Genomic DNA, 23192 nt, shown 5'->3' on the forward strand with positions numbered 1-23192 from the left:
CCGGCGGACGCCGGGCCTACGACCCGTCTGCGCGCTCGTCGGCGTACCGTTCGAGCTGGAGCGCGGTACTGTCGGCGAGGCGGTCGAGCGCCTCGTCGACCCCGTGTTCGCGGGCGTCGACCGACGCCTCGGCGACGAGCGTCCGGACCGTGTCGAACGGACCGATCCGCGCGCCCGTCGTGGCGACGCCGTCCTCCGCGTCGAGGAGCTGGTTCACCGCGGTGCGGTAGCCCGGGTTCTCGTCGAACCAGCCCTCGCGGTCGAGCCGCTCGACCGCGCCCTCGTGGACCGGGAAGTAGCCGGTCTCGCGGTGCCAGCGCGCCTGTCGCTCCGGGGCCGCGAGCCAGCCGAGGAACGCCGCCGCGGCGCGCTGCTCGGCGGTCGACGCGCCGTCCGCGACCCACAGCGACCCGCCGCCGACGACGACGCCGTGGCGCTCGCCGGCGACCGGGAAGTAGCCGACGCCGACCGGGAACGAGGCCCCCTCCCGGACGTCGACCATCGCGGAGGTCGACCCGATGAGCATCCCGGCGCGCCCCTCGTGGAACGCCTCGCGGGCCTGTCCGCGGGCCTCGATCCCGGGGTCGTGGTAGAGGCCGTCGGCCGCCATGTCGGCGATCCACCCGTATATCCGCTCGCCGACCGGGCCGTCGAACCGGCTCTCCGTCGGCGTGCCGCCCCGGCCGTTGTCGGCGTCGACGAGCGGCTCGCCGGCCTCGGCGAACCACTGCTCGACGAACCACGAGTAGGTCGCGAAGGTGATCCCCGTCTCGGTCGCGCCGCTCTCGACGAGCCGCTCGGCGCAGCGGCGGACCTCGTCGAACGTCTCGGGCGGGTCGTCGGGGTCCAACCCGGCGCGCTCGAACGCCGCGCGGTCGTAGTACAGCACGGGCGTCGACGCGTTGAACGGCATCGAGTGGAGGACGCCGTCGGTCCGGTAGTAGTTGGCCACGGGGGCGAGCAGGTCGTCCGGGGAGAAGGCGGCCCCCGGACCGCCCGCGCCGCCGGAGCCGCCGAGCCCCCCGGCGTCCCGGTCGAGGAGGCGCTCGACCGGCGTGAACGCCTCGCTATCGAGCGCGCGCCGCGTCCCGATCTCGTAGAGGTGCGCGATCGCCGGCGGGTCGCCCCTGTCGGCCGCCGCGAGCGTCGCCTCGAACACGCCGCGGTAGCTCCCCTTCGAGGAGGGACGGACCGCGATCCCGTCGGTCTCCGCGGCGAACTCGGCCGCGAACTCGTCGAGGAGCCGCGCCTTGCGCCCGCCGAACGCGTGCCAGAAGTCGAGGACGACCGCGTCCTCGTCGTCGGTCCCGTCGGCGTCGTACGCGTCGAGCGCGTCGTCCAGCGTTCCGGTCCGGTCGGCGAGCGTCGACGCGCCGGCGGCCACCTCGGTCAGCGACGTCTTCTGGGCGTGCGCGACCGCGGTGGCGTCGCCCGCGTCCGCGGCCGTCTCCTCGGCGAGGTCGCCGACCGACTCGACCGCGTCGACGACCGCCTCGATCGAGGTCGCCTGATCGTCGGTGGCGTCGCGGATCTCGGCGACCCCGCTGGTCGTCTCCTCCACGTCCGCGGCGAGGTCGGTGAACGCCTCCAGCGCCGCCTCGGCGGTGGCGATCCCCTCGTCGGCGCGCTCGCGCATCTCGGCCATCTCGTCGACGGTCGCGTCCGTCTCCTCGCGCACCGAGCGGATCGACGACTCGATCTCGCCCGTCGCGTCCCGCGCCTCCTCCGCGAGGCTCTTGACCTCCTCGGCGACCACCTCGAAGCCGGCCCCCGCCTCCCCCGCCCGGGCCGCCTCGATCGAGGCGTTCAGCGCGAGGATGTTCGTCTCGTCGGCGATGTCTTGGATCAGGTCGGTGACGTCCTCGATCGCCGCGACCTCCGATTCGAGCGTCTCGACGCGGTCGAGGGCGGTCTCCGTCCGCTCGTCGACCACGCGGAGCTCCTCGATCGCCGCGGTCGCGGCGTCGGTCCCCTCGTCGGTCCGCTCTGCCACGTCGGCCGCGGTGGCGGCCACCTGATCGGCGGAGGCGGCGACCTCCTCGGTCGCGGCCGAGACGGTCTGAAGCTCGCTCGTCGCGTCCGCGATGTCGTCGCGCTGGCGGGTCGCCGCCGCCTCGATGTCGTCGACCGCGGCGTACACCTCGTCGCTCTGCGCCTTCGCGCGGTCGACGTTCGACCGGACGTGTTCGGTCGCGCCCGCGACCTCGTCGCCGAAGCCGTCGACCGCGGACACCGTCTCCGCGACGCCGTCGACGAACTCGTTGAGCGTCTCCGCGAGCGCCGCCGCCTCGCCGTCGGTCTCCGCGGCCGGGAACCGGGCCCCGAGGTCGCCGTCGGCGAGCCGCGCCGCGACCTCGCGGAACTCCGAGACCGGGACCTCGTCGTCGGAAGCGGTGCGGGAGGCGGCCGTTGTCTCGCCGGACGCGACCCCGCCGTCGGTGGTCGCGTCCGAGTCGGTCGATGCCGTCGAACGGTCCCCGTCGCCGGGGCCTCGATCGGACCGGTCGCTCGCGTCGTCGCCGTTCATCTGTCGCCACTCGCCCGCAGGGGTATATAAGTCTCAGAGTCGGATTATTCGGACTGATACTCGTCTGACGGGGAAGGCCCACACGTTCGGGTCCGAGGAAATCGGCGGAGGGCTCCGGCGCGGCCGCCCCGTCCGGTTCGGCCGGGCCGCGCCGTCCGGTTCGGGCGGCCCGCCCGATTCAGTCCGACTCGTCCGCGTCGACGCGCTCCGCGAAGGCGAACCGCGGCTTGACGTCGGTCACCTCGACGCTGAGCGTCTCGCCGACGTCGCCGTCGACGAAGAGGGTGTAGCCGTCGACGTAGGCGATGCCGTCGCCCTCGTCGCCCTCCTCCTCGACGGTCACGTCGACCCGGTCGCCCTCGGCGACCGGCGACCGGGTGTACCCCTTCCCGACGAGGTACACCTCCGAGGAGGAGTCACGCGACGCGGGCGGCGAGACGGTGCGGACGTACTGGAACGCCTCGCTCACGTCGTCGCGGAAGGCGTCGAGGTCGTCGCCCTGGAACACCTTCACGACGAAGTCGCCGCCGGACGCGAGCAGCTCGTCGGCGGTGTCGAACGCCTGCCGCGCGAGGTGGACCGACCGGGCGTGATCGAGGGTGTACTCGCCGGTCATGTTCGGGGCCATGTCGCTCACGACGACGTCCGCGCCGCCCTCGTCGACCGCCTCGCGCAGGTAGTGGCGGGTCCGCTCCTCGGTCATGTCGCCGCGGATCGTCTCCACGTCGTGGTCGTCGAGGTCGTCGATCCGCTGGAGGTCGACGCCGACGACGGTGCCGCCCTCGCCGACCGCCTCGGCGGCGACCTGGAGCCACCCGCCGGGCGCGGCCCCGAGGTCGACCACGGTGTCGCCGCGCTCGAACAGGTCGGCCTCCTCGTCGATCTGTTTCAGCTTGTAGGCCGAGCGGGCGCGGTACCCCTGCTGTTTGGACCGGTTGTAGTAGTCGTCTTTTCCGCTCATCTGTGGCTCACCGGCGTTCGGTGCTGAAGGTCCGTCGAAACGGCGGACGAATCGGCGCTCATGGCCGGAACGACGGGGTCGAACCGGAAATGGACATCGAATGTGCGGCCCGGCGCTCAGCCGTCCGCGCGGCGCAGCCACGCCGCGACGCGCTCCATCCCGGCGGCGACGGCGGCGAGGGGGCACGGTCGCGTCGACGCGGTCCGAGGCGCGTCGGAGGCGGGGTCCGACTCCGACCGGGCCGCGACGACCCGCTCGTAGTTGTCGATCACCTGCTGTCGCCGCTGCGCCTCCGACTCGACCGCCCGTTCGAGCGCGGCCACCCGGTCGGCGAGGCGGTCGCGTTCCGCCTCCAGCCGCTCGACCTCGGCGGCGAGCGCGGCGACGCGGACGCGGTCGTGGTACCCCGGACGACGGTCGCGGCCGACGCCGACGGTCCGGGCGGGGTCGCTCGCCCGGGAGCCGGCGGGGGCGATGGGCGAGGCCGAGCGGCGTCGCGGTCCGTCGGCCGAGTCCGCCGCCTCGGCGTCGGTGCCACCGGGCGCGTCGGGAGGGTCGGGAGAGTCGGGCTGAGAGGGCATGATCCGGGTGGGTATGTGTACACGTGCCACACGTTCAAAAAAGTCAGTCAGCCGCGAGTCGGACGCGCCGCTTGCGGCCGGTTCACGACGGCTCGGAGTTCGCCGTCGGCACCCGGCCGAACAGGCGGTCGTCGTCGTCGGAGTCGCGCGAGTCGACCGGGGCGGCCGCCGTGCCGCCCGAGCCGTCCGCCGGCCGGATCGCGAAGCCGAGGGCGGCGTAGAACGGTCGCAGTTCGGCGTCGAACGCCGCGGTGACGGTCTCGACACCGTCGTCGCGCTCGCCGCGTTCGACCGCGGCCGCGACGAGCGCCGAGCCGACCCCGCGGCCGCGACGCGCCCGCCTGACGGCGACGGCGTCGACGTGGAGCCGTGCGGGGTCGGGACGCGTCGCGACGAGCGCCCCGACGACCCCGCCGGTGCGCTCCGAGCGGGCGACGAGGGCGTCGCCGGACGCGATCCGGTCGTCGACGGCGTCGGCGTCGGTCTCCAGCATGGCCGCGTCGAGGACTCGGAGAATATCGAGGCGGTCGTCGGAAGTCGCGGATTCGACGGTCACGTCCGCCGGCGGGTCGGGTCGCTCGGGCGGGCGAGGCCGGTCGGGGGAGTCGGATTGGTCGCGTTCCCCGGTCACGCGCCGTCGGTCGCGCCGCCCTTTATCAGTCGCAGAATCTTGACCGCCTCTGCGTCGACGACGCGGTCTCCCGGGACCGGCGCGCCGTCGACCAGCGCCGACGCCTCCTGCGGGTGGTAGCCCGCGGCGCGGATCAGGTCGTCGTACGTCGCGTCGGCGGCGAGGCTGTACTCGTCGGTCCCCTCGCCGACGACCTCGACGGTCACGTCCATGGGCGCGGTAGCGGGCGAGCGGGGGTCAATCGCACGGTTCGGTCACCGGCTCGTCGACCGCGGCTCGCGGACGTTCCACTTCCAGAGAAGCCACGCCGTCGGGACGACAACGGCGAGCGTCGTCAGGAGGTCGGGGCGCGGCACCGCGTCCGTCCGCGAGTCGATGGCAAGTACTCCGACCCCCGCGGCCGCGGCGACGAGGACGAGCGCCGTGTCGCGGGCGAGCGCCGCCTCGCGTTCGGGCGAGAGGTCGCCGTCGTAGCCGGCTATCAGGCCGACCGCGCCGCGGTACCGGATCGCCCACGCGAGCAGGAGGCACAGTCCGATCGGGAAGGCGTACAGGAGGGTGGCAGCGAGGGCCATGTGCGCAGATCCGTTGTGGAATTGAAATAAAGCTGTCCGACGGGAACGGGGAAATCGGATCGAGGAAGGGTTCGATAAATCGGTGATCGACACGAACACCACCGAAGCCCCAGCCGGGAGGCGGACGCACGCTCGCTGCGGTCCTCACTCGGTCGCTACCGCTCCCTCGTTGCGGTGCTGCCGTCGCCTGCGCCCGCCTCCCGGCTGCCCCTTCGAGTCCCGCCCCGCACAGCACCGCAACCGCACCTCACGCCTCCCCAGCCTCGTCGGTCGCGCTTATAAGCGCGACCGACTCCCTCGCGCGGTGCTGCTCGCGGGCCGATGGCCCGCTCGCAGGCACGCGCCGACCGCATTGTTCATTATAAGTGAGCGTCGCCGCCGCTGGCGTTCACTTAAATACCAGATTGAAGTCGAGAAATCCGGTACGCGTCTCTGTTGTCGTTCGACGACCGGCCGTCTCAGCCGTCCAACTCCTCGCGGAGCAGGCCGTTCACCTGCCCGGGGTCGGCGCTGCCCCCGGTCGCCTGCATCACCTGCCCGACGAGGAAGTTGATCGCGCCCTCGTCGCCGTCGTGGTAGTCACTCACGGCGTCGGGGTTCTCGTCGATGGCGGCCGCGACGGCGGCCTCGACCTCGCCGCTCTCGGCCTTCCCGAGCCCCTCGCGGTCGATCACCGTCTCGGGGTCGTCGCCCTCGTCGAGCATCTCGCGGAGGACGGCCTCCTCGGCGTTCTTCACGGTCAGCTCCTCAGCGGCGACGAGTTCGATCAGGCGGGTGAACTCGTCGAGCCGGCCCTCGACGTCGGTTATCTCCATCTCGCGGTAGTTGAGTTCGCCGAGCAGGTTGTCTGCGACCCACGTCGCGGCGAGGCCGGGGTCGAACGACTCGGCCACGTCCTCGAAGAAGTCGGCGACCGCCTTCGTGGAGGTGAGCTTCGAGGCGGACTCGCGGTCGAGCCCGTACTCCTCGCGGAAGCGCTCCCGGCGCGCGTCGGGCAGCTCCGGGATCGCGATCTGTTCCTTCCAGTCGGAGACCTCCAAGGCGGGGAGGTCGGCCTCCCGGAAGTAGCGGTAGTCCTTCTCGGCCTCCTTCGAGCGCATCGAGACGGTGACGCCGCGCGCCTCGTCCCAGTGGCGGGTCTCCTGTTCGATCTCGCGGCCGCGGCGGAGCACGTTCTCCTGCCGAGTGACCTCGTAGGCGAGCGCCTGCTCCGCGCCCTTGTGGCTGGAGATGTTCTTCACCTCGGCGCGGTTCACGCCCGCGAGCGCCTCGTCCGTGATCGTCCCGTCGTCGTCGACCTGATCGTCCGGGACCAACGAGACGTTGGCGTCGACGCGGAGGCTCCCGTCGCGGGTCGGGTCGAAGACGCCCAAGTATTCGAGGACCTCCTCAAGCTTCGCGAGGAAGGCCCGCGTCTCCGCCGGCGAGCGGAAGTCCGGCTCCGTGACGATCTCCATCAGGGGCGTTCCGGCGCGGTTGTAGTTCACGAGGGTGTGCGTCGCCGACTCGATGGAGCCGCCGGCGTGCTGAAGGCTACCGGGGTCCTCTTCGAGGTGGGCACGGGTGATACCGATGGTGCGGCTCTCGTCGTCGACGCGGACCTCCAACTCCCCGGACTGGCAGATCGGGGCGTCGTACTGGGTGAGCTGGAAGTTCTTCGGCAGGTCGGGGTAGTAGTAGTTCTTCCGGTGGAACGTCGTCGTCTCGGGGACGTCGGCGTCGATCGCCTTGCCGACCTTCACGGCGGCCTCGACGGCGGCCTCGTTGAGGACCGGCAGCGCGCCCGGCAGCCCGAGGCAGGTGGGACAGGTGCGCGTGTTCGGCTCCTCGTCGTCGGCCGGCTCCGTCGAGCAGCCGCAGAAGATCTTCGTGTCGGTCTCGAGCTGGACGTGGACCTCCAGCCCGATCACGACTGTCCGGTCCGCCGTCGCGGCCTGCGTGCTCATTACCGGCCCGTTGTGAGCGGGCCGCCTAAATCGTGTCGGGACGAGCGGCCCGGACGGAACGGGCGGCGGGACGGGTGGGCGGCCGGCGTCGGGGAGCGGGCGGCCGGAGTCGTGCGGGCGCGCCAGCGACGGCCCCGGACGCGGATATCTCCCGTGAGAACGCGAGCGAACGATTATTACGACGCCGCTCGTACTCAGCGAGGTGATGGGATCGGACGGGGAGACGCGGCCGACGCTCCGGCTGAGGGGACCCGCCGGGGGGCGGTCGGCCGCCCGCGCGAAGCGACCCGCGGACGACGGGGATGACGGCTGAGGGAACGGTCGTCCACGTCGGCGAGCCGGTCGACGCCGCGTGGGGGACGCTCCCGGAGGGGACGCGAACGGTCGAGGACCCCGAGAGTCCCGAGTTCGGTCGCGGCGAGGCCGCGAGCGCCGTCGTCGTTCGACTGGCGGAGCCCGCCGAGTCCGACGGCCGCGCCGAGGGCGGCGAGAGCGACCGGACCGATCGAAACGGGCGGACCGGGCGGAGCGACCGGACCGACGCCGGCGGCCGCGTCGCCGGTCTCGCGGCCGCGCCGGTCGGGATCGAGGCGGTCCGGGAGCGCTGCCCGGACGCGCGGATCCTCGCGTACACCGTCCGCGACGACCCCGACGCCGCCATCGACGCGAGCCGCCTCGGGGTCGAGTACGTCTCCGGGCGGCGGCTCGCGGCCGACGGCGAGACGCTCGCGGACCGGGTGGAGCGCGCAGAGCGGAGAGGCGACTCCGACGGGGACCGGAGCGAGCGAGCCGAACCAGAGGAGCAGAGGCCGGACCGCGACGGGCCCGGGGAGTCGGAGCCGGGCCGCGACGGGCCCGGGGAGTCGGAGCCGGACCGCGAGTTCCTCGAACCGTTCGTGCGGATCATCTCCGACCGGTCCACGGGGTTCGACGCGACGGTCGACGCGCTGCTCGACCTCGGTCGGGACCACCTCGACCTGTCTATCGGCTACGCCTCGCAGATCGACGGCGACCGGATCGGGCTCCGCCGGTACCGGGACCCGACCAGCCTCGTCGACTCGCTTGCGGCGGACGAGCTCGATGCCGACGGCATGGTCCCGCTCGAACTGACATACTGTCGAGAGACCGTGCGGGGCGCGCTCCCGGGCGACCCCGACGGCGAAGACGGGGGCGACCGCGTGTTCTCGCTCACCGACCCCGAGGCCGAGGGGCTGGGAGACCACCCCTCCTACGAGCGGTTCGGCGTCGGCAGCTACGTCGGGGGGCGAGTCGTCGTCGACGAGGAGGTCTTCGGGACGATCTGTTTCCTCGACCCCGAGTCGCGGGACCGACCGTTCGACGCCGCGGAGGAGCTGTTCGTCGAACTGCTCGCCGCGTGGCTCGGGCGGGCGATCGAGCGCCGGCTGGCGGGGGAACAGCGCGAGGCCGCGATCGAGCGGTTCGAGGAGACGCTCGACCGGATCGACGACGGGTTCTTCGCGCTCGACGACGAGTGGCGGTTCACCTACGTCAACGAGCGGGCGGCGACGCTGCTCAACCGCACCCGAGAAGAGCTGCTCGGGGCCGATGTCTGGGACGAGTTCCCGGCCGCGCTGGGGGAGGCGTACGAGCGCCACTACCGCCGGGCGATGGAGACGCAGGAGCCGGTGTCGTTCGAGGACTACTACGAGCCGCTCGACCTGTGGACCGAGGTGACGGCGTACCCCTCGGCCGACGGGCTCTCCGTGTTCTTCGCGGACGTCACGGACCGGAAGCGCCGCGAGCACACGCTCGAACGCCTGCTCGGGACCGTCGAGGAGCTACAGCGGACCGGCGACCGCGAGGCCGTCGCGGAGCGGCTGATCGAGGCGGCCGACGAGGTGCTCGGGTACCGGATAAGCGGCGTGCGGCTCTTCGACGCCGACACGGGCCGACTCCGCCTCGCCGCCACGAGCGACGGGGTCGGCGACCGGTTCTCGGCCGGCCGCGGGCCGCGGCGGCCCGGCGAGGGGATCACCGGACGGGCCTTCGAGTTCGGGGAGACCCGGATCGTCGACGACCTCGCCGCGGGCGAGGAACTGGCCGCGGACGAGGAGCGCGACTACTACGGGATGCGCTCGGCGATCGCCGTCCCGCTCGGCGGCCACGGCGTGTTGGTCGTCGGCTCCACGGAGCCGGAGAGCTTCGGCGAGGACGACGTCTCCGTGCTCGAACTGCTGGCGACGAACGCGGTGGCCGCGATGGACGCCAACGAGCGGCGACGGCGGCTCCGCACCTACGAGGACGCGCTGAAGAACGTCGACGACATGGTCTGCGTCCTCGACCGGGACGGCGCGGTCACGTACGCCACCGCGCCGTTCGTCGCGTGGGTCGGCGCGGCCGACCTCGACGGCGTCGTCGGTCGCCGGCTCGACGCGCTCGTGAACGAGGAGGACGCGCCGCGGGTGGCCGACGCGGTCGCGGCGCTCACCGACGCCGCGACGGGGACCGGCGGGGGGCCGGAGCCGACCCGGACGGTCGAGTTGACCGTCGACCGCGAGGGGAGCGGCCGGCCGCGGCACGGCCAGTTGCGGCTGTCGGCGCTGTCCGACCACGGGAGCGGGCTCGTCGGGTCGCTGTCGGACACGACCGATCTCCGTCGGACGCGGACCGAGCTGTCGGCCGAGCGCGACCGCTTCAGGCGGCTGTTCGACCAGATCCCGGACCCGGTGATGGAGGTCGTCCTCGAGGAAGAGGAGACGGTGATCGACGGGGTGAACCCCGCGTTCGAGTCGCGGTTCGGCGCGGACGAGGCGACGCTCCGGGGCCAGCCGATCGGGGCGTTGGACATCCACGACAGCCGGCTTGGCGACCGCGAGGCGCGCGGCGGCGGGGCGACCGACCTCGACGCGCTGGTCCGCGAGCGCGGGTTCGCGACCGAGGAGGTCCGGCGACAGACCGTCGACGGACCGCGGGAGTTCCTCTTCCGCGGGTTCAGCTACGAGACCGAGGGCGCGCGTCGCGCGTTCGGCATCTACACCGACATCACCGACCGGAAGCGCCGCGAGCGGTACGTCCGGATCGTCAACCGGATCCTCAGGCACAACCTGCGAAACGAGCTGAACGTCGTGTTCGGCTTCGCGGGCGAGATCGCCGACCGGACGGACGACGACCGAATCCGCGACTACGCCCGGCGGATCGAGACCACCGGCAAGCGGCTCAGCGGCGTCGCCGAGGGGGCCGCCACCCTCCGACGCGTCGTCGAGGAGGGGTACGCGACCGACCCGGAACCGGTCGACATCGGCGCGGTCGTCGAGGAGATCGTCGCCCGCCGCGCGGCCGAGCGCCCGGACGCGCGCGTCACCGCGGACGTTCCGAGCGGAATCGCGGTCAGCGGCGACGACCGGCTCGCGATCGCGATCGACCACCTCGTCGAGAACGCGCTCGAACACGGCGGCGACGCGCCCCGCGTCGCGGTGACCGCCGAGCGCGACCCCGACGCCGAGGTCGTGCGGGTGAGCGTCGCCGACGACGGGCCGGGCATCCCGAGCGCGGTCCGGGAGGTGATCGCCGAGGACCGCGAGGTGACCCAGCTCCGGCACAACACCGGCGTCGGGCTGTGGATCGCCGCGTGGGTCGTGGAGGCGTACGGCGGCGACATCCGGTTCGACACCGGACTCGACGGCGAGGGGACGACCGTGACGCTCGTCCTCCCGGCGGCCGAGCGGGACGGGTCGGGGCTCGCCGACGGGGAGGCGGAGGAGTAACCGCCCGCGCGTTCCGACCCGTTTATTGTCGGGGGCGGCCCTTCTCGGCGTATGACCGACGACGACCGGCGGTCGGAGCTGATCGCGGCGCTCACCGCGGCCGACGCCGTCCGCTTCGGCGAGTTCGAGCTGTCGCACGGCGGGACGAGCGACTACTACGTCGACAAGTACCTGTTCGAGACCGACCCGGACGCGCTGACGCTCGTCGCCGAGGCGTTCGCCGACCGGCTCGCGGAGACGGACGCGAAGCTCGCGGGCGTCGCGCTGGGAGCGGTGCCGCTCGTGGCCGTCACAGCCGCTGAGCTGGGCCGCCCGTACGTCATCGCCCGCAAGCAGGCGAAGGAGTACGGGACCGGGAACCGCATTGAGGGGCGGCTCGACGAGGGCGAGGAAGTGATCGTCATCGAGGATATCGCCACGACCGGGCAGTCCGCGGTCGACGCCGTCGAGGCGCTCCGCGAGGCGGGCGCGACGGTGGACCGCGTGCTGGTCGTCGTCGACCGCGAGGAAGGCGCGGCGGAGCTGCTCGCCGACCACGACGTCGAACTGGAGTCGCTGCTCACGGCGTCGGAGCTGCTGGCGGAGCGGGACGAGGAGGGGGAGTAAAGGCGGTTTTCTCGGCCGCTCACGCCTCGGGCGCGTCGACCGTCGGCACCGTGATCCGGTCGAGCACGTCGGCGATCACGTCGCGCTCGTCCACGTCGTTGACCGCGGCGTCCGGCGTCAACACGAGCCGGTGGGCGAGCGTCGGCTCCGCGACGCGCTTCACGTCGTCCGGGGTGACGAACTCCCGGCCGGCGATCACCGCGGCCGCCCGCGCCGTCTCGAAGAGCCGCTGCGTGCCGCGCGGGGAGACGCCGGCCTCGACGCGGCGGTCCTCGCGGGTCGCCCGCGCGAGCGACGCCGCGTACCGCAGGAGGTCGTCGTCGACCCGGACGGACTCGGGGACCTCCCGCAGCGCGGTCACGGCGTCGGGATCGAGCACGCGGTCGACGCTCGGGGACTGCTCGACGCGGCCCGCGCGCCGTCGCAGCAGTTCCAGTTCGCCCGCCTCGTCCGGGTAGCCGATGGAGGTCTTGATCGTGAACCGGTCGAGCTGCGCCTCCGGGAGGGGGAACGCGCCCTCGCTCTCGACCGGGTTCTGGGTCGCGATCACGTAGAACGGCGAGGGGAGGTCGTGGGTCTCGCCGTCGACGGTCACCTGCCCCTCCTCCATCGCCTCCAGCAGGGCGGCCTGCGTCTTCGGCGGCGCGCGGTTGATCTCGTCGGCGAGGACGACGTTCGCGAAGATCGGGCCGGGCGAGAACGCGAAGGAGCCGTCGCCCTCGTCGAACACGTTGGTCCCGGTCACGTCGGCCGGGAGGAGGTCGGGCGTGAACTGGACCCGCGAGAACTCCAGGCCGAGCGCGGTCGCGAACGACCGCGCCGAGAGGGTCTTGCCGGTCCCGGGCACGTCTTCGAGGAGGACGTGGCCGCGGGCGAGGATGCCGAGCGTGACGCGCTCCAAGAACTCGCGGTCGGCGACGACCGCGCCGCCGACCTCGCTGACGACGCGGTCGCAGGCGTCGGCCGCTTCGGGGACGTCCATACCGACCGCACGGGAGCCGAGCCGAAAAGCGTTGCCGGAGACCGAAACGAAGCCGAGACCGAGAGACGGTCGGCCGGGAGAGCGGGGCGCGGCGCGGGCGCGATCGAAACGCATAACACCGGAACCGGCCAACGACGAGTCGAGCCGAGGTAGCCTAGCCTGGCCAAGGCGGTAGATTCGAAATCTACTGTCCATTCGGACACCGGAGTTCAAATCTCCGCCTCGGCGCTTCTCTCAGTTTCGTTCGACGAGCCGCGGCGTCGTCCCGTCCGACGAGCCGCGGCGTCGTCCTATCTGACTGAAAACCCCCCTGAGGGGCGCGCTACGCGATCAGCGCGGCCGCGAGGAACATCCCGGACGCGGCCGCCGGGGGGATCGTGAGGTTGTCGTCGACGGCCACGCCGCGGATGAGCGGCGGGAGGCCGTCGGCGACGGCGGCCGGGACCGCGCCCGCCAGGGCGACGATAACGCCCGGGTCGGGGCCGAACTCGGGGATCGCGTACGGGACGGCGATCCCGAAGCAGACGAACACCATCGCAGCGACCACGGGGAGCCGCTTCGGCTCCGTCGCCGCGTTCTCGCCGAGGCCGCCGCTTATGGGGTCGCCGATCGAGAGCATCCACATCGCGGGCACGGCGAACACCGGCGCGAAGAGGAGCGCGGTGACGGCCATCCCCACCTGATACAGCGCGTAGCCCGCGACCCCGTCCGCCTCGTACTCGCGGACGAGCGCGTCGTACAGGGGCGCGAGCGGGCCGACCGAGTCGGTGAGCCGCAGCGCTTCGAGGAGGGCCGCGACCGCGACGCTGCCCACCAGCAGCCGCCCCGTCGTCTCCCACGAGATCCAGCCGAGCAGGAACGGGACCGGGTACAGCGTGCCACTCGCGTGGACCAGCCGCCGCTCGAACTCCACGCGCTCGCGCCACGCCGCGGCCGGGAGGGGCACGCCCTCAGTTCCCCGCGGTCTCGACGTCGGTGTCGACCGCGTCGTAGCGGTCGGCGACCGAGGCGAACGGCTCGCCCGCCCGCAGCGCGGTCAGTTCGTCGGCGAGGTCCGCGACCGGGACCCGGACCTGCGCCGCGGAGTCGCGCTCGCGGAGCGTCACCGTGTCCGGACCGTCGCCCTCGATGCCGTCGCGGTCGACGGTGACGCAGAAGGGCGTGCCGACCTCGTCCTGTCTGCGGTAGCGGCGGCCGATCGAGCCGGAGTCGTCGTACGCGACCGCCAGCCCCGCGGCCCGCAGGTCGGCCGCGACCTCGTCGGCGAGGTCGGTGAGCCGGTCGTCGTTCGTCACCAGCGGGAAGACGGAGGCGTCCTGCGGCGCGACCTCGGGCTCCAAGGAGAGGTACGTTCGCTCTTCGCCGTCGACCTCGTCGGTCTCGTAGGCGTGCGCGAGGACCGTCTGGACGGTCCGACCGACGCCGAACGAGGGCTCGACGACGTGGGGGGTGATGTGCTCGCCGCTCTCCGTGACCGCCTCGACCGAGAAGTTCGCCACGTCGGCGTCGACTTCGTGCGTGCCCCCGTTCACTTCGACCGACACCGTCTCGGCGTCGAAGGCGTCGGGGTCGCGCTCGGCGAGCGCTTCGAGCGCCCCCGCGACCGCGGCGGCGTCGCCGCCGAACTCGGGCCCGAGGACGGACATGTCGGGGTCGACCGTCGCGCGCTCGACCGTCTTCGGCTCGTCGTAGCGCTTGAACACGGTGAAGGAGTCGTCGCCGTGCTCGTCGTGTTTCGAGAGGTCGTAGTCGCCGCGGTACGCGAAGCCGGCGATCTCGATCCAGTCGCCGTCGACCTCGCTCTCGGCGTCCCAGCAGTCGGCCGCGTAGTGGGCGCGCTCGCCGGCGAGGTGCTGGCGGAACCGGAAGCGATCGGTGTCGACGCCGACGCGCTCGTACCACTCCTGCGCGACGCCGAGGTAGTAGCCGACCCACGGAGAACCGATGACGCCCTCGTCAACCGCCTCGCCGACAGTCGTGTCGAGGTAGTCGCCGTCGTCGGCCTCCTGTTCGGCCGCGGGGTAGAGCCGCACTTCGACGTCCGCGACGCGGTCGAGCGGCGGCTCGTCCTCCTCGGGGTCGATGAACTGTTCCAGCTCCGCCTGCGTGAACTCGCGGAGGCGGAGCAGGCCGCCGCGGGGCGATATCTCGTTGCGGTAGGCGGGGCCGATCTGGGTGATCCCGAAGGGGAGGTTCCCGCGGGCGTACTCCTTCAGCCGCGGGAACTCGACGAAGATCCCCTGCGCCGTCTCCGGGCGGAGGTAGCCGGGCTGGGCGTCGCCGGGGCCGATATCGGTCGCGAACATGAGGTTGAACGCCTCCACCGGCTCGCCGGCGAGCGGGGTGCCGCAGGCGGGGCAGGCGATCTCCTCCTCGGCGATGAGTTCGGCGACCTCCTCGCCGGGCAGCGCCTCGGCGTCCTCGATGTCGGTGACCGCCTCGACGAGGTGGTCGGCGCGGTGGGACTCGCCGCACTCGGGGCACTCGACGAGCATGTCGTCGAACCCCTCCAGGTGGCCGGAGGCCTCGAAGACCGGCTCCGGCATCACCGTCGGGGCCTCGATCTCGCGGTTCCCCTCGCGGATCGTGAACCGGTCGCGCCACGCGTCCTCGACGTTCCGCTTGAGGGCCGCCCCCTGCGGGCCGAAGGTGTAGAAGCCGGCGGTGCCGCCGTACGCGCCGTTCGACCCGAAGAAGAACCCGCGGCGCTTCGCGAGTTCGGCGAGCGCGTCCGCGGCCATCTACAGCCCCTCCAGCAGGTCGACGTCCCGGACGATGCCGTCGAGGTCCGTGCCGGAGACGAGCGGGACCTGCTCGATGTCGTTGCTGATGAGCTCCTGTGCGACCTCCTTGGCCGTCCGCGTGGCGTTGACGGTGACGAGGTCGGCGGTCATGAAGTGGCGGACCGCCTCCGCGGGGATCTCGACGTTCCGGGTCGGGAGGTAGCGCGCGCCGGTCGCCTTGATCCCCTCCCACGACCACTCGGAGTCCTCCTCGGCGATCGAGTCGCCCGTGCTCGCCTCGCCCTCGACGACGCGGGCGACCTCCAGGACGTCGACCTCGGTGAGCATCCCGGCGATCGCGGCGTCGTCGTCGAGGACGACCGCGTACGGGACGCCGGAGAGCGCGATCTCCCGCTCGGCGACCGGCAGCGGCGTCTCGGTGTGCGTCGCGTTGATCTCGGGCGTCGCCAGGTCGCCGACGCGGGTCTCGCCGTCGACCTCGCCGCGGGCGATGGCCCGCACCACGTCGGTGACGGTGAGGATGCCGACGAGCTCGTCGCCGTCGACCACCGGCAGGCGGCGCGACTCCTCGGCGACCATCGTCCGGGCGGCGTCGACGATGTCGTCGTCGGCCGCCGCGGTCGGGACCTCGCGCATCAGCAGCGCGAGCTGGTCCTCGTCCGGCTGGTCGATCAGGTCGTCTCGCGTGACGAGCCCGCGGTACACCTCGTCGCCGTCGACGTCCTTCACGACCGGGACCGAGGAGAACCCGTGGTCCTGAATGTACTCCAACACGTCGTTCCGGCTCCCGGGGATCTCGACGACGACGAGCTCCGAGCGCGGCGTCATGGCGTCTGCGACGTTCATGCCCGTTGTTCAGCGTGACACCTCTTGTATACTGCGAAGGTGGGCGGAGCCGTCTCACGCGATCAGGGGGCGGATGGCGGCGTCGGATCGCTCCCCCGACGCTCTCGGGCCGGCGGCGGACGGGGATTTTCAGGCCGGTGAGAAACCCGACACGTTTCGACGGATCGTCGTCGTCGCGGCGTATTTCCGTCAGATACGTCGGCGGGCGGTCGTCGGAATCTCCGATTCGACGGCGGATCCGGTCAGGGTTCGTAACTCTTATATATACTGTGAACAATTCACAACCATGTCACGGAGTTCCACTCCTTGGGACGACCCGGACCCCGACCGCCGTCGGACGGCGCTGCCGACGGACCCGGCGCTCGACGCGCCCGACGCGCCGGACGTGATGGCGTCCGTCGACTCCTCGTCGTCGCGACCGGAACTCGTCATCGCGGACGTCTCGCGGGAGGACGCGTGGGTGTCGGTCGACGAGACCAACGCGACCGTCCTCAAGGAGTGGTGTTGAGCGCGGCTCGACGATAGCGCGCCGCCGCGTCCGTTCGTTCCGTTCCTTTTTGTCCCCGTTTCCAGAGATCCCCTACCGGAGCCCGCACCCCGCCTCCCAGCCCCGGATCAGCGACCCGACCGTCCGGCAGGTCGGGACCGACACGCCGTGCCGGTCCGCCCGCTCGGTGACCGCGCCGTAGATGGCGTCGACCTCGGTGCGGCGCTCGTTCGCGACGTCCTCGCGCATCGACGACCGGTTGGCGGCGGTGTCGGCGGCGACGCGCTCGACGGCGTCGACCGCCCGTTCGTCGGAGAGGTCGACCCCGATCGCGCGGGCGACGCGGGCCGTCTCGCGGGCGGCCTCGCGGGCGACGCCCCCCGCGGGACCGTCGAGCGTCGGGGCGTTCTCGGTCCGCGCGAGCGCCGAGGGGCCGTTGATCCCGGCGTTGACCGCGAGCTTCTCGAAGCGGCGGACGGGCATGTCCTCGGCGACGACCGTCTCGACGCCGGCCGCGTCGAAGGCCGCGCCGACCCGCGCCGCCTGCGAGCTGTGCCCGCCCGAGAGCGCGCCGACGACGACCTCGCCGACGCCGGTACAGGTGACGCGGCCCGGCTCCGCGAACCGGGCACCGTAGCTCGCGGTGCCGGCGAGGACCGTCGCGTCGAGCGCGGCGACCAGCCGCTCCTCGGTGAGGCCGTTCTGGAGCGAGCAGACCGCCCCGTAGTCGCCGGTCGCGAGCGCCCGGGCGGCCGCGTCGGTGTCGTACGCCTTCGTCGTGACGACGGCGAGGTCGGCGGCCCGGTGCGTCCCGTCGGTGAGCGCGCGCGGCGCGACGCGGACGTCGACCGCGCCGTCGATCCGGAGCCCGTCCTCCCGGATCCGCCGCATGTGCGGGTCGCGTCCGACGAGCGTCACGCCGTGTTCGCGCGCCAACAGCCCGCCCACGAGGCTCCCGAGCGCGCCGGCACCGTAGACGAGCACCTCCATACGCGGTACGTACGCGCGCCCGGTGAAAAGGGATACCGGTGGCGCGGTCTGCCGGCCGGAGGCCGCCGGCTGCGGACCGACCGGTCGCGGGCCGTTCGGTCCCGGACGCGGGGGACCGCCCGGCTCAGCCCTTCAGTCCGCTCCCGGTCAGCGGCACGACGACGTCCTCGTCGGGACCGATCGCGCCGCGCTCGCGGAGGGTCCGCAGCGCGGCGGGCGCGACGGCGCAGGTCGGCTCGGTGTAGAAGCCGGCGGCGTGGAGGCGGTCGAGTTCGCGCGTCGCGGCCGCCTCCGTGACCGCGAGCGCGTCGCCGCCGGTCGCGTCGATCGCCGCCCGGATCTCCGCCCCGCGCACCGGCTCGGCGATCTGGATCCCGTCGGCCGCATCGTTGACCGCGCCGTCCGGGTGCGCCGCCTCCGGCCCGTGGAGCGACTCGACGACCGGCGCGACGCCGGCCGCCTGCGCGCCGTAGAGCCGCGGGACGGCGTCGATCCACCCGGCGCGTTCGAGCCGTCGGAACCCACGGTGGACGCCGAGGAAGAGCGTCCCGTGACCGAGCGGCGTCACGACGGCGTCCGGGGCGTCCCAGTCGCGCTGGAGCGCGATCTCGTACGCCGCGGTGGCGGTCCCCTCGAAGAACGCCGGGTTCCAGGCGTGGCTGGCGTACCACGCGGCGGAGCCGTCGTCAGCGGCGGTTCCCGAACCGCCGCCGTCCGCGTCCGACTCGGCCTCGCCGAGCGCCGCGACGCACGCGTCCGTCACGTCCTGTCGACTTCCCTCGATCCGGACCGCTTCGGCCCCGGCGCGGCGGATCGCCCGGAGCTTCGACTCCTTCACGCCGGCCGGGACGTAGATCTCGGCCCCGATCCCGGCGCGGGCGGCGTAGGTCGCGATCGCAGCGCCCGCGTTCCCGGAGGAGTCCTCGACGACGCGCTCGACGCCGAGCTCGCGCGCCCGGGTCAGCGTCGCCGTCGCGCCGCGGTCCTTGAACGAGCCGGTCGGAAAGACGTACTCCAGCTTGAACGACGCGTTCCACGGGTCGAAGTCGGAAGCCCCGTCGTCGTCGGATTCGCTCGCTGCGCCGCCGCTGGACTCGCGTCCCCCGTCGGCGTCGACGAGCGGGGTCATCCCCTCGCCGAGCGTCACCCGGTCGGCGGGGTCGTCGCCGACGGCGAGCAGGTCGCCGAACGCCCAGAGACCGTCGCGCGCGTCGAACGACGCCGGATCGGGCGGGGTCCCCTCCGGACCGGGCGCGTCGGCGAAGGCGAGGGGCGCACCGCACCGGCAGCGCCACCGGTCGCGGTACGTCTCGCCGCAGTCGGGACAGCGCAGTCGACGGGGGGTAGGCGTTCCTCGGTCGGACGGGCCGGACGTTCCCATCAGTACTCGTCGACGTTGGTCCCGACCGAGCAGACGTACTCGCCCTGCGCCACCTGCGGGAGCCGGCGCGTGCGCCAGAAGATACCGTCCGTGTCGGCCGTCACGCGGCCCTCCAAGCTCCCGAAGGTGTCGGTCACCTCGAACAGCACGTCGCCGGCGCTGACGCGCTCGCCCAGTTCGCGTTCGAAGCGGACCAGCCCGCCGGCGGGCGAGCCGTACTGGTCGAAGCCGCGGGCGCGCGTCTGGGGTTCGAGCGGCGCGTCCCCGTCGAGGAACCCGTAGTGGCGGAGGACGTTGAACACGCCCTCGACGCCGTACCGAATGGACTCCTCGTCCCAGCCGACGCAGCCGCCCAGTTCCGGGTCGATGGTGGGGATCCCGTGTTCCGGGCCGGCCCGCGCGAGCTGGCCGTCGGGGCCCTTGATGTCGAGGACGTGGCCGCAGCCGAAGACCTTGGCGAGCTCCAGGCAGTCGCCGTGGAGCCGGTGGCGGACGCCGCAGCGCACGCGGCTCTCGTTTATCATCCGGCTCGTCGACCCCTGATGTAGGTCCAGGATGTAGTCGGCGCGGGAGGCGATCTGGAACGTCTCGTGGGCGATCCGCTCGCTCGTCGTCCCGTCCGCGTCGCCCGGGTAGCCCCGGTTCATCTTCCGGTCGTCGACCGGGTTTCGGTGTTCCGCGGCCTGGAACGCGAAGTGGTTCACGACACCGACGACGAGGACCGACCCGGACAGCTCCGTCGGGTCGATCCGCGGCACGACGCGGTTGACGACCCCCAACCCGTTCAGCTCGTCGCCGTCGCTCACCGCCTGGACGTACAGCGTCGGCCCGTCGGTCGCGCCGTTGATCGCGGCGACCGGCAGCCGGACGGGACTCCCGTCCCGCATCTCTCCCACCTCGAGACGGCCCGTATCCGTCTCGCCCGGAGAGGCGCGGGCCGTTCCCAGCGTTATCATTACGCGAAGGTGGGGCGGGCGGGACTTTATCCGTTCGGTCCGCGGCGATCCGACGGTAGTGTTCAGATAAGCTGATTCCATGCGAAGGCAAAGGATCTGAGCCACTCGTTTGCTGTTTCTGCTTCGGCGTTGCTGAAACAGTTTGAGAAACTGGTAGTTCTGCGTTTTACCTCACGAAAGACACGTTCGACGCTGTTCCGATTTCCATGTCGTTCGTATCTGAAATCGAGGCCGTGTTTACGACAGGCTCGCTGAAGTGGAGCCGCACCATCAACGAGAAAGATCGCGTCATCTACGTCGTGTTTTTCGCGGAGTTCCGCGAAAAACCGATCTGCGATCGCGTTATTTCTCGTCGGTTCAAGCCGTGTGTGTAGCAGATCATTTGATTCGGGATCGACAGCAGCGTACAGCCAATATTGCTCAGTATCGAGTTGAATCACGGTCTCATCAACCGCGACGTGATTCGGGTTCCGATCCGATTCCGGCTGTAGGTCGGCTTTGTGAACCCAGTTATGAACGGTCGATCGAACTCGATCAACACCGAATACCTCAAGAAACGAAACAGTATTCGAAAGCGATAGTCCAGACAAATGGAGCTGAATACTGAGCTTCATCAACAGCTTCGGTGTTGCTTCTCGCTCCACAAACTCTAAGTTGATCTCGTCTAAACAGCCGCTGAGGCGGTCGTTTTCTGGCATAGAACACTTTGAAAACGCACCGCCTCACTTTCAAACCTTATCTGAACACCGTCGATCCGACCGACACAAGCTTTATCGCCGCTATCGCACTACGGAGTGGCACGCACCGCCGCGGCGTCGGTCCCCGCGCCCCGACGACCGCCGCGGCGAGTCCACATGAGCATCGACATCGACCCGCTGCGTGAGACCGACGGCATCACCGTCACGGACCACATCGAGAACACGCAGTTCGAGGTGTACACCGACCGCCCCGTCGACCCGCGTCCCCGCCCGGAGTCCGACCACTACTTCCCGGTGGACGCGAGCGTCGCGGTCGAGACCGGGTCGATCGAGATCCCGCGCGTCGCGGTCGTCGAGACGCGGGCCGGCGACGGGACGCTCCTCACCCACGGCGACTGTTACGCGATGCCGGACGGGCGGTACCACGTCGGTATCAACCCGGCCCCGACGAAGCTGTACTTCGCCTTCGAGTCCGGGTTCTCCGTCTCGACGACCGACCGGACGACGCGGATCGACCTCGACACGCCCGGAACGGTCGCGCTCGGGTTCCGGTCGCTCCACCAGACCCCCGCGGGGACGATTACCACACCGACCGATCCCGAGTCGCTGATGGACGCCGTCTCGCTGCTCGGGTCCGCGCTCCAGACGACCAGCCCCGAGCGGTCGTTCCCCACGCTGCGAGGCCACCCGCCGCTCGTCGAACCCGGCGAGGAGTTCAGCGTTCCCGAGCGCGTCGAACCGGTCGACAGCGGGGTCCGGATCGTCGTGCCGCCCGAGTACCGCTACCTCTACCCCGTGGTCTCGCTGGCGTACTACTTCGCGGCCGAGGTCGTCCCCGGCGACGAGCCGCGGATCGAGGGCAACGGGTGGACGTACCCACTCGAACCGGGCTTCGAGGCGCGGACCGCGGAGGTGCTCAGGCAGTCGTTCCACATGGACTGTCTGGTTCGCACGGAGGGGTTTTACCCGGTCGACCTCCACGAGCGCGAGACGACCGACCTCGACCTCGACTGGGGGCGGCTGTACGACCTCCCGCTCGCGGAGCGGCTCGGCGAGTACCTCGACGTGCCGTTCGAGACCGTCGAACCCGAGCTGCCGCAGTGGACGCTGACGACGGACGTCCGCCCCGACCCCAAGAACGTGGAGATGCTCCCGTTCGTCGCCGGGGAGCTGTCGATCGTCCGCTCGCCGGAGACGGTGACGCCGGCCGACGAGGAGGGCGGCGTCGGGGTCGGATTCCTGCGGGCGTCGGACGACGGCGCGCCGGCGACGACGAACGTTCCGACGGGGCCGAACCGCCCCGTCCCCGCGACGAGCGCGGTCGACGCGTTCGACGAGCGGGATTTCGTCCGCGGCGGCGCGAGCGCCGAGGCGGCCCCGGACGCCGACCCGGTCCGGGGCGCGGACGCGTCGGCGGACCGCGGCGCGGTGGCGGCCGAGGCCGACTTCGTGCGCCCGGAGCCGGTCGACACCGTCGAGCACGCGTGGGTCGGGGACGGCGTCCCCCTCGACGCGAACAAGGCGACGCTCGACGCGTACCACCGTCGGCTCGAAGCCGGGCAGGTCGAGCAGTCGCGGATATCCGTCCTCGTCGTCTGTAACGACGAGCAGATGCGGGAAGAGGGCGACGTCGCGGACCTCTACGGGCTCCGCGACATGGTCCAGTTCGACATCGAGGTCCGCCACGACCTCGACCGCGTCGAGATGCGCGACGCGCTCGCGTCCGACGTGGACTTCCTCCACTACATCGGTCACGTCGACGACCGCGGCATGCAGTGCGCGGACAGCTACCTCGACCTGACCGACGAGGACCTCGAAATCGGCGTCAGCGCCTTCCTGCTCAACGCCTGTCAGTCGTACCAGCAGGGCGAGGCCTTGGTCCACCGCGGCTCCCGCGGCGGCATCGTCACCCTCTCCGACGTGGCGAACTCGCCCGCGACGAAGCTCGGCCGGATCATCGCCCGCCTGATGAACAGCGGGTTCAACCTCCGCACGGCGCTTCACGTCGCGAAGCGGGAACTGATCACGGGCAATCAGTACATCGTCGTGGGCGACGGGGGGACGACGATTTGTCAGAGTCGGAGTGGCGGAGCAATTGTGGTGGATTTAAACGGGGATCCAGATGAAAATTCCGAGATAGAGACCAAAATATACCCAAATGGGTCTCACGGGATCGGGTCACTGTCTAGGATCAACCTAGAATCAAGCAACACGAACCACTACGTCCCTTCAAAAATCCTCACTTGTCACGTATCTAACAGTGAGCTGAAAGACTTCTGTGATTTGGAACTCTTTCCAGTGTTTGCCGATGGAGAACTTCGGTGGAGTGACGACTATTCGGTGAATTAGGGTCCAGGGTTTACGACAGCAGCGTTCGCCGCCGCAGGCGCTGCCTGCGTCAACAGCAGCAGTGCGGTGAACAGGACGCCGGCCATCTTCGGGTGCTCTGCCACGTAGTCCGCGACACTTTCGTGCATACAACAGAAGTATCAGTATAAATAAATATCCGAGCTTGTTCTGCGGTTGAACGAAAGAGATATTTGAAATCGAAATTTT

General features: G+C 71.4%; 20 protein-coding genes and 1 tRNA gene. 5 read left to right on the top strand and 16 right to left on the bottom strand.

The features are described from left to right. Positions 1-16: 16 nt before the first annotated feature. From NAF06_RS03740 to gatB, 7 genes are all read right to left on the bottom strand, one after another. Positions 17-2527: an extracellular solute-binding protein gene (locus NAF06_RS03740; RefSeq protein WP_008582240.1), complete on the bottom strand. Its 2511-nt coding sequence runs from the start codon at positions 2525-2527 to the stop codon at positions 17-19. A gap of 178 nt (positions 2528-2705) precedes the next feature. Then, positions 2706-3488, bottom strand: coding sequence for a 23S rRNA (uridine(2552)-2'-O)-methyltransferase (locus tag NAF06_RS03745; RefSeq protein WP_008582242.1), 783 nt, complete (start codon positions 3486-3488; stop codon positions 2706-2708). Between the two features lie 116 nt (positions 3489-3604). Further along, the gene (locus tag NAF06_RS03750) at positions 3605-4099 is read right to left on the bottom strand and encodes a hypothetical protein (protein WP_239638699.1); all 495 of its coding nucleotides are present in this window, start codon (positions 4097-4099) and stop codon (positions 3605-3607) included. 52 nt (positions 4100-4151) lie between these two features. Next, the gene (locus NAF06_RS03755) at positions 4152-4700 is read right to left on the bottom strand and encodes a GNAT family N-acetyltransferase (protein ID WP_008582246.1); all 549 of its coding nucleotides are present in this window, start codon (positions 4698-4700) and stop codon (positions 4152-4154) included. Continuing rightward, on the bottom strand, positions 4697-4912 hold the full coding sequence (samp2, locus tag NAF06_RS03760) for a ubiquitin-like small modifier protein SAMP2 (protein ID WP_008582248.1): 216 nt from the start codon (positions 4910-4912) through the stop codon (positions 4697-4699). The genes NAF06_RS03755 and samp2 overlap by 4 nt, the downstream gene beginning before the upstream one ends. A 42-nt stretch (positions 4913-4954) precedes the next feature. Then, positions 4955-5275: a hypothetical protein gene (locus tag NAF06_RS03765; protein ID WP_008582251.1), complete on the bottom strand. Its 321-nt coding sequence runs from the start codon at positions 5273-5275 to the stop codon at positions 4955-4957. A 458-nt stretch (positions 5276-5733) separates the two neighbouring features. Then, the gene (gene gatB / locus NAF06_RS03770; RefSeq protein WP_008582264.1) at positions 5734-7221 is read right to left on the bottom strand and encodes an Asp-tRNA(Asn)/Glu-tRNA(Gln) amidotransferase subunit GatB; all 1488 of its coding nucleotides are present in this window, start codon (positions 7219-7221) and stop codon (positions 5734-5736) included. Positions 7222-7523: 302 nt separating this feature from the next. On the opposite strand from gatB, the gene NAF06_RS03775 reads away from it, so the two are divergent. Next, on the top strand, positions 7524-10946 hold the full coding sequence (locus NAF06_RS03775) for a PAS domain-containing protein (RefSeq protein ID WP_251106184.1): 3423 nt from the start codon (positions 7524-7526) through the stop codon (positions 10944-10946). A 51-nt stretch (positions 10947-10997) separates the two neighbouring features. Continuing rightward, entirely contained in the window at positions 10998-11552 is a 555-nt protein-coding gene (pyrE, locus tag NAF06_RS03780; protein WP_008582268.1) for an orotate phosphoribosyltransferase, read from the top strand. Positions 11553-11571: 19 nt separating this feature from the next. Here pyrE and NAF06_RS03785 read toward each other — a convergent pair whose 3' ends face one another. Next, on the bottom strand, positions 11572-12534 hold the full coding sequence (locus NAF06_RS03785; protein ID WP_008582271.1) for an AAA family ATPase: 963 nt from the start codon (positions 12532-12534) through the stop codon (positions 11572-11574). A gap of 143 nt (positions 12535-12677) precedes the next feature. On the opposite strand from NAF06_RS03785, the gene NAF06_RS03790 reads away from it, so the two are divergent. Continuing rightward, positions 12678-12762, top strand: a tRNA-Ser gene (locus NAF06_RS03790). Between the two features lie 94 nt (positions 12763-12856). Here NAF06_RS03790 and NAF06_RS03795 read toward each other — a convergent pair. From NAF06_RS03795 to NAF06_RS03805, 3 genes are read right to left on the bottom strand one after another with little or no spacing between them, the layout of a single operon-like run. Beyond that, on the bottom strand, positions 12857-13480 hold the full coding sequence (locus NAF06_RS03795) for a diacylglycerol/polyprenol kinase family protein (RefSeq protein ID WP_008582274.1): 624 nt from the start codon (positions 13478-13480) through the stop codon (positions 12857-12859). Between the two features lie 4 nt (positions 13481-13484). Then, the gene (glyS, locus tag NAF06_RS03800; RefSeq protein ID WP_008582276.1) at positions 13485-15275 is read right to left on the bottom strand and encodes a glycine--tRNA ligase; all 1791 of its coding nucleotides are present in this window, start codon (positions 15273-15275) and stop codon (positions 13485-13487) included. Then, complete coding sequence (locus NAF06_RS03805) at positions 15276-16124, bottom strand: CBS domain-containing protein (RefSeq protein WP_008582279.1); 849 nt, start codon at positions 16122-16124, stop codon at positions 15276-15278. A gap of 286 nt (positions 16125-16410) precedes the next feature. Here NAF06_RS03805 and NAF06_RS03810 point away from each other — a divergent pair, with 286 nt between their 5' ends. Then, positions 16411-16632 (top strand): DUF7556 family protein, encoded by a 222-nt coding sequence (locus tag NAF06_RS03810; protein ID WP_008582282.1) that lies wholly within the window; start codon positions 16411-16413, stop codon positions 16630-16632. Positions 16633-16704: 72 nt separating this feature from the next. Here NAF06_RS03810 and NAF06_RS03815 read toward each other — a convergent pair whose 3' ends face one another. The 4 genes from NAF06_RS03815 to NAF06_RS03830 all read right to left on the bottom strand — a co-directional run bounded on the left by NAF06_RS03815 (position 16705) and on the right by NAF06_RS03830 (position 20636). Continuing rightward, positions 16705-17601, bottom strand: coding sequence for a ketopantoate reductase family protein (locus tag NAF06_RS03815; protein WP_008582284.1), 897 nt, complete (start codon positions 17599-17601; stop codon positions 16705-16707). 124 nt (positions 17602-17725) lie between these two features. Continuing rightward, the gene (locus NAF06_RS03820) at positions 17726-18982 is read right to left on the bottom strand and encodes a pyridoxal-phosphate dependent enzyme (protein WP_008582285.1); all 1257 of its coding nucleotides are present in this window, start codon (positions 18980-18982) and stop codon (positions 17726-17728) included. Beyond that, entirely contained in the window at positions 18982-19938 is a 957-nt protein-coding gene (locus NAF06_RS03825; RefSeq protein WP_049908622.1) for a succinylglutamate desuccinylase/aspartoacylase family protein, read from the bottom strand. Before NAF06_RS03825 ends, NAF06_RS03820 begins: the two co-directional genes overlap by 1 nt. Positions 19939-20000: 62 nt before the next feature. Then, positions 20001-20636, bottom strand: coding sequence for an IS6 family transposase (locus tag NAF06_RS03830; RefSeq protein ID WP_251106145.1), 636 nt, complete (start codon positions 20634-20636; stop codon positions 20001-20003). Between the two features lie 156 nt (positions 20637-20792). On the opposite strand from NAF06_RS03830, the gene NAF06_RS03835 reads away from it, so the two are divergent. After that, positions 20793-22985: a caspase family protein gene (locus NAF06_RS03835; protein WP_008582296.1), complete on the top strand. Its 2193-nt coding sequence runs from the start codon at positions 20793-20795 to the stop codon at positions 22983-22985. On the opposite strand, the gene NAF06_RS15550 is transcribed toward NAF06_RS03835, so the two are convergent. After that, a complete protein-coding gene (locus NAF06_RS15550; protein WP_008366192.1) occupies positions 22982-23113 on the bottom strand; it encodes a DUF7503 family protein in 132 nt (43 codons plus the stop codon). The two genes, NAF06_RS03835 and NAF06_RS15550, sit on opposite strands and share 4 nt — an antisense overlap. Positions 23114-23192: the final 79 nt, after the last annotated feature.

This window comes from Halorubrum hochsteinianum (genome assembly GCF_023702125.1).
GTDB lineage: Archaea > Halobacteriota > Halobacteria > Halobacteriales > Haloferacaceae > Halorubrum > Halorubrum hochsteinianum.

Coding starts and splice junctions, on each gene's coding strand:
- NAF06_RS03740 (WP_008582240.1), bottom strand. CDS start 2,527: ATGAACGGCGACGACGCGAGCGACCGGTCCGATCGAGGCCCCGGCGAC.
- pyrE (WP_008582268.1), top strand. CDS start 10,998: ATGACCGACGACGACCGGCGGTCGGAGCTGATCGCGGCGCTCACCGCG.
- NAF06_RS03805 (WP_008582279.1), bottom strand. CDS start 16,124: ATGAACGTCGCAGACGCCATGACGCCGCGCTCGGAGCTCGTCGTCGTC.
- glyS (WP_008582276.1), bottom strand. CDS start 15,275: ATGGCCGCGGACGCGCTCGCCGAACTCGCGAAGCGCCGCGGGTTCTTC.
- NAF06_RS03825 (WP_049908622.1), bottom strand. CDS start 19,938: ATGATAACGCTGGGAACGGCCCGCGCCTCTCCGGGCGAGACGGATACG.
- gatB (WP_008582264.1), bottom strand. CDS start 7,221: ATGAGCACGCAGGCCGCGACGGCGGACCGGACAGTCGTGATCGGGCTG.
- NAF06_RS03775 (WP_251106184.1), top strand. CDS start 7,524: ATGACGGCTGAGGGAACGGTCGTCCACGTCGGCGAGCCGGTCGACGCC.
- NAF06_RS03820 (WP_008582285.1), bottom strand. CDS start 18,982: ATGGGAACGTCCGGCCCGTCCGACCGAGGAACGCCTACCCCCCGTCGA.
- NAF06_RS03765 (WP_008582251.1), bottom strand. CDS start 5,275: ATGGCCCTCGCTGCCACCCTCCTGTACGCCTTCCCGATCGGACTGTGC.
- NAF06_RS03815 (WP_008582284.1), bottom strand. CDS start 17,601: ATGGAGGTGCTCGTCTACGGTGCCGGCGCGCTCGGGAGCCTCGTGGGC.
- NAF06_RS03830 (WP_251106145.1), bottom strand. CDS start 20,636: ATGCCAGAAAACGACCGCCTCAGCGGCTGTTTAGACGAGATCAACTTA.
- NAF06_RS03745 (WP_008582242.1), bottom strand. CDS start 3,488: ATGAGCGGAAAAGACGACTACTACAACCGGTCCAAACAGCAGGGGTAC.
- samp2 (WP_008582248.1), bottom strand. CDS start 4,912: ATGGACGTGACCGTCGAGGTCGTCGGCGAGGGGACCGACGAGTACAGC.
- NAF06_RS03785 (WP_008582271.1), bottom strand. CDS start 12,534: ATGGACGTCCCCGAAGCGGCCGACGCCTGCGACCGCGTCGTCAGCGAG.
- NAF06_RS03835 (WP_008582296.1), top strand. CDS start 20,793: ATGAGCATCGACATCGACCCGCTGCGTGAGACCGACGGCATCACCGTC.
- NAF06_RS15550 (WP_008366192.1), bottom strand. CDS start 23,113: ATGCACGAAAGTGTCGCGGACTACGTGGCAGAGCACCCGAAGATGGCC.
- NAF06_RS03810 (WP_008582282.1), top strand. CDS start 16,411: ATGTCACGGAGTTCCACTCCTTGGGACGACCCGGACCCCGACCGCCGT.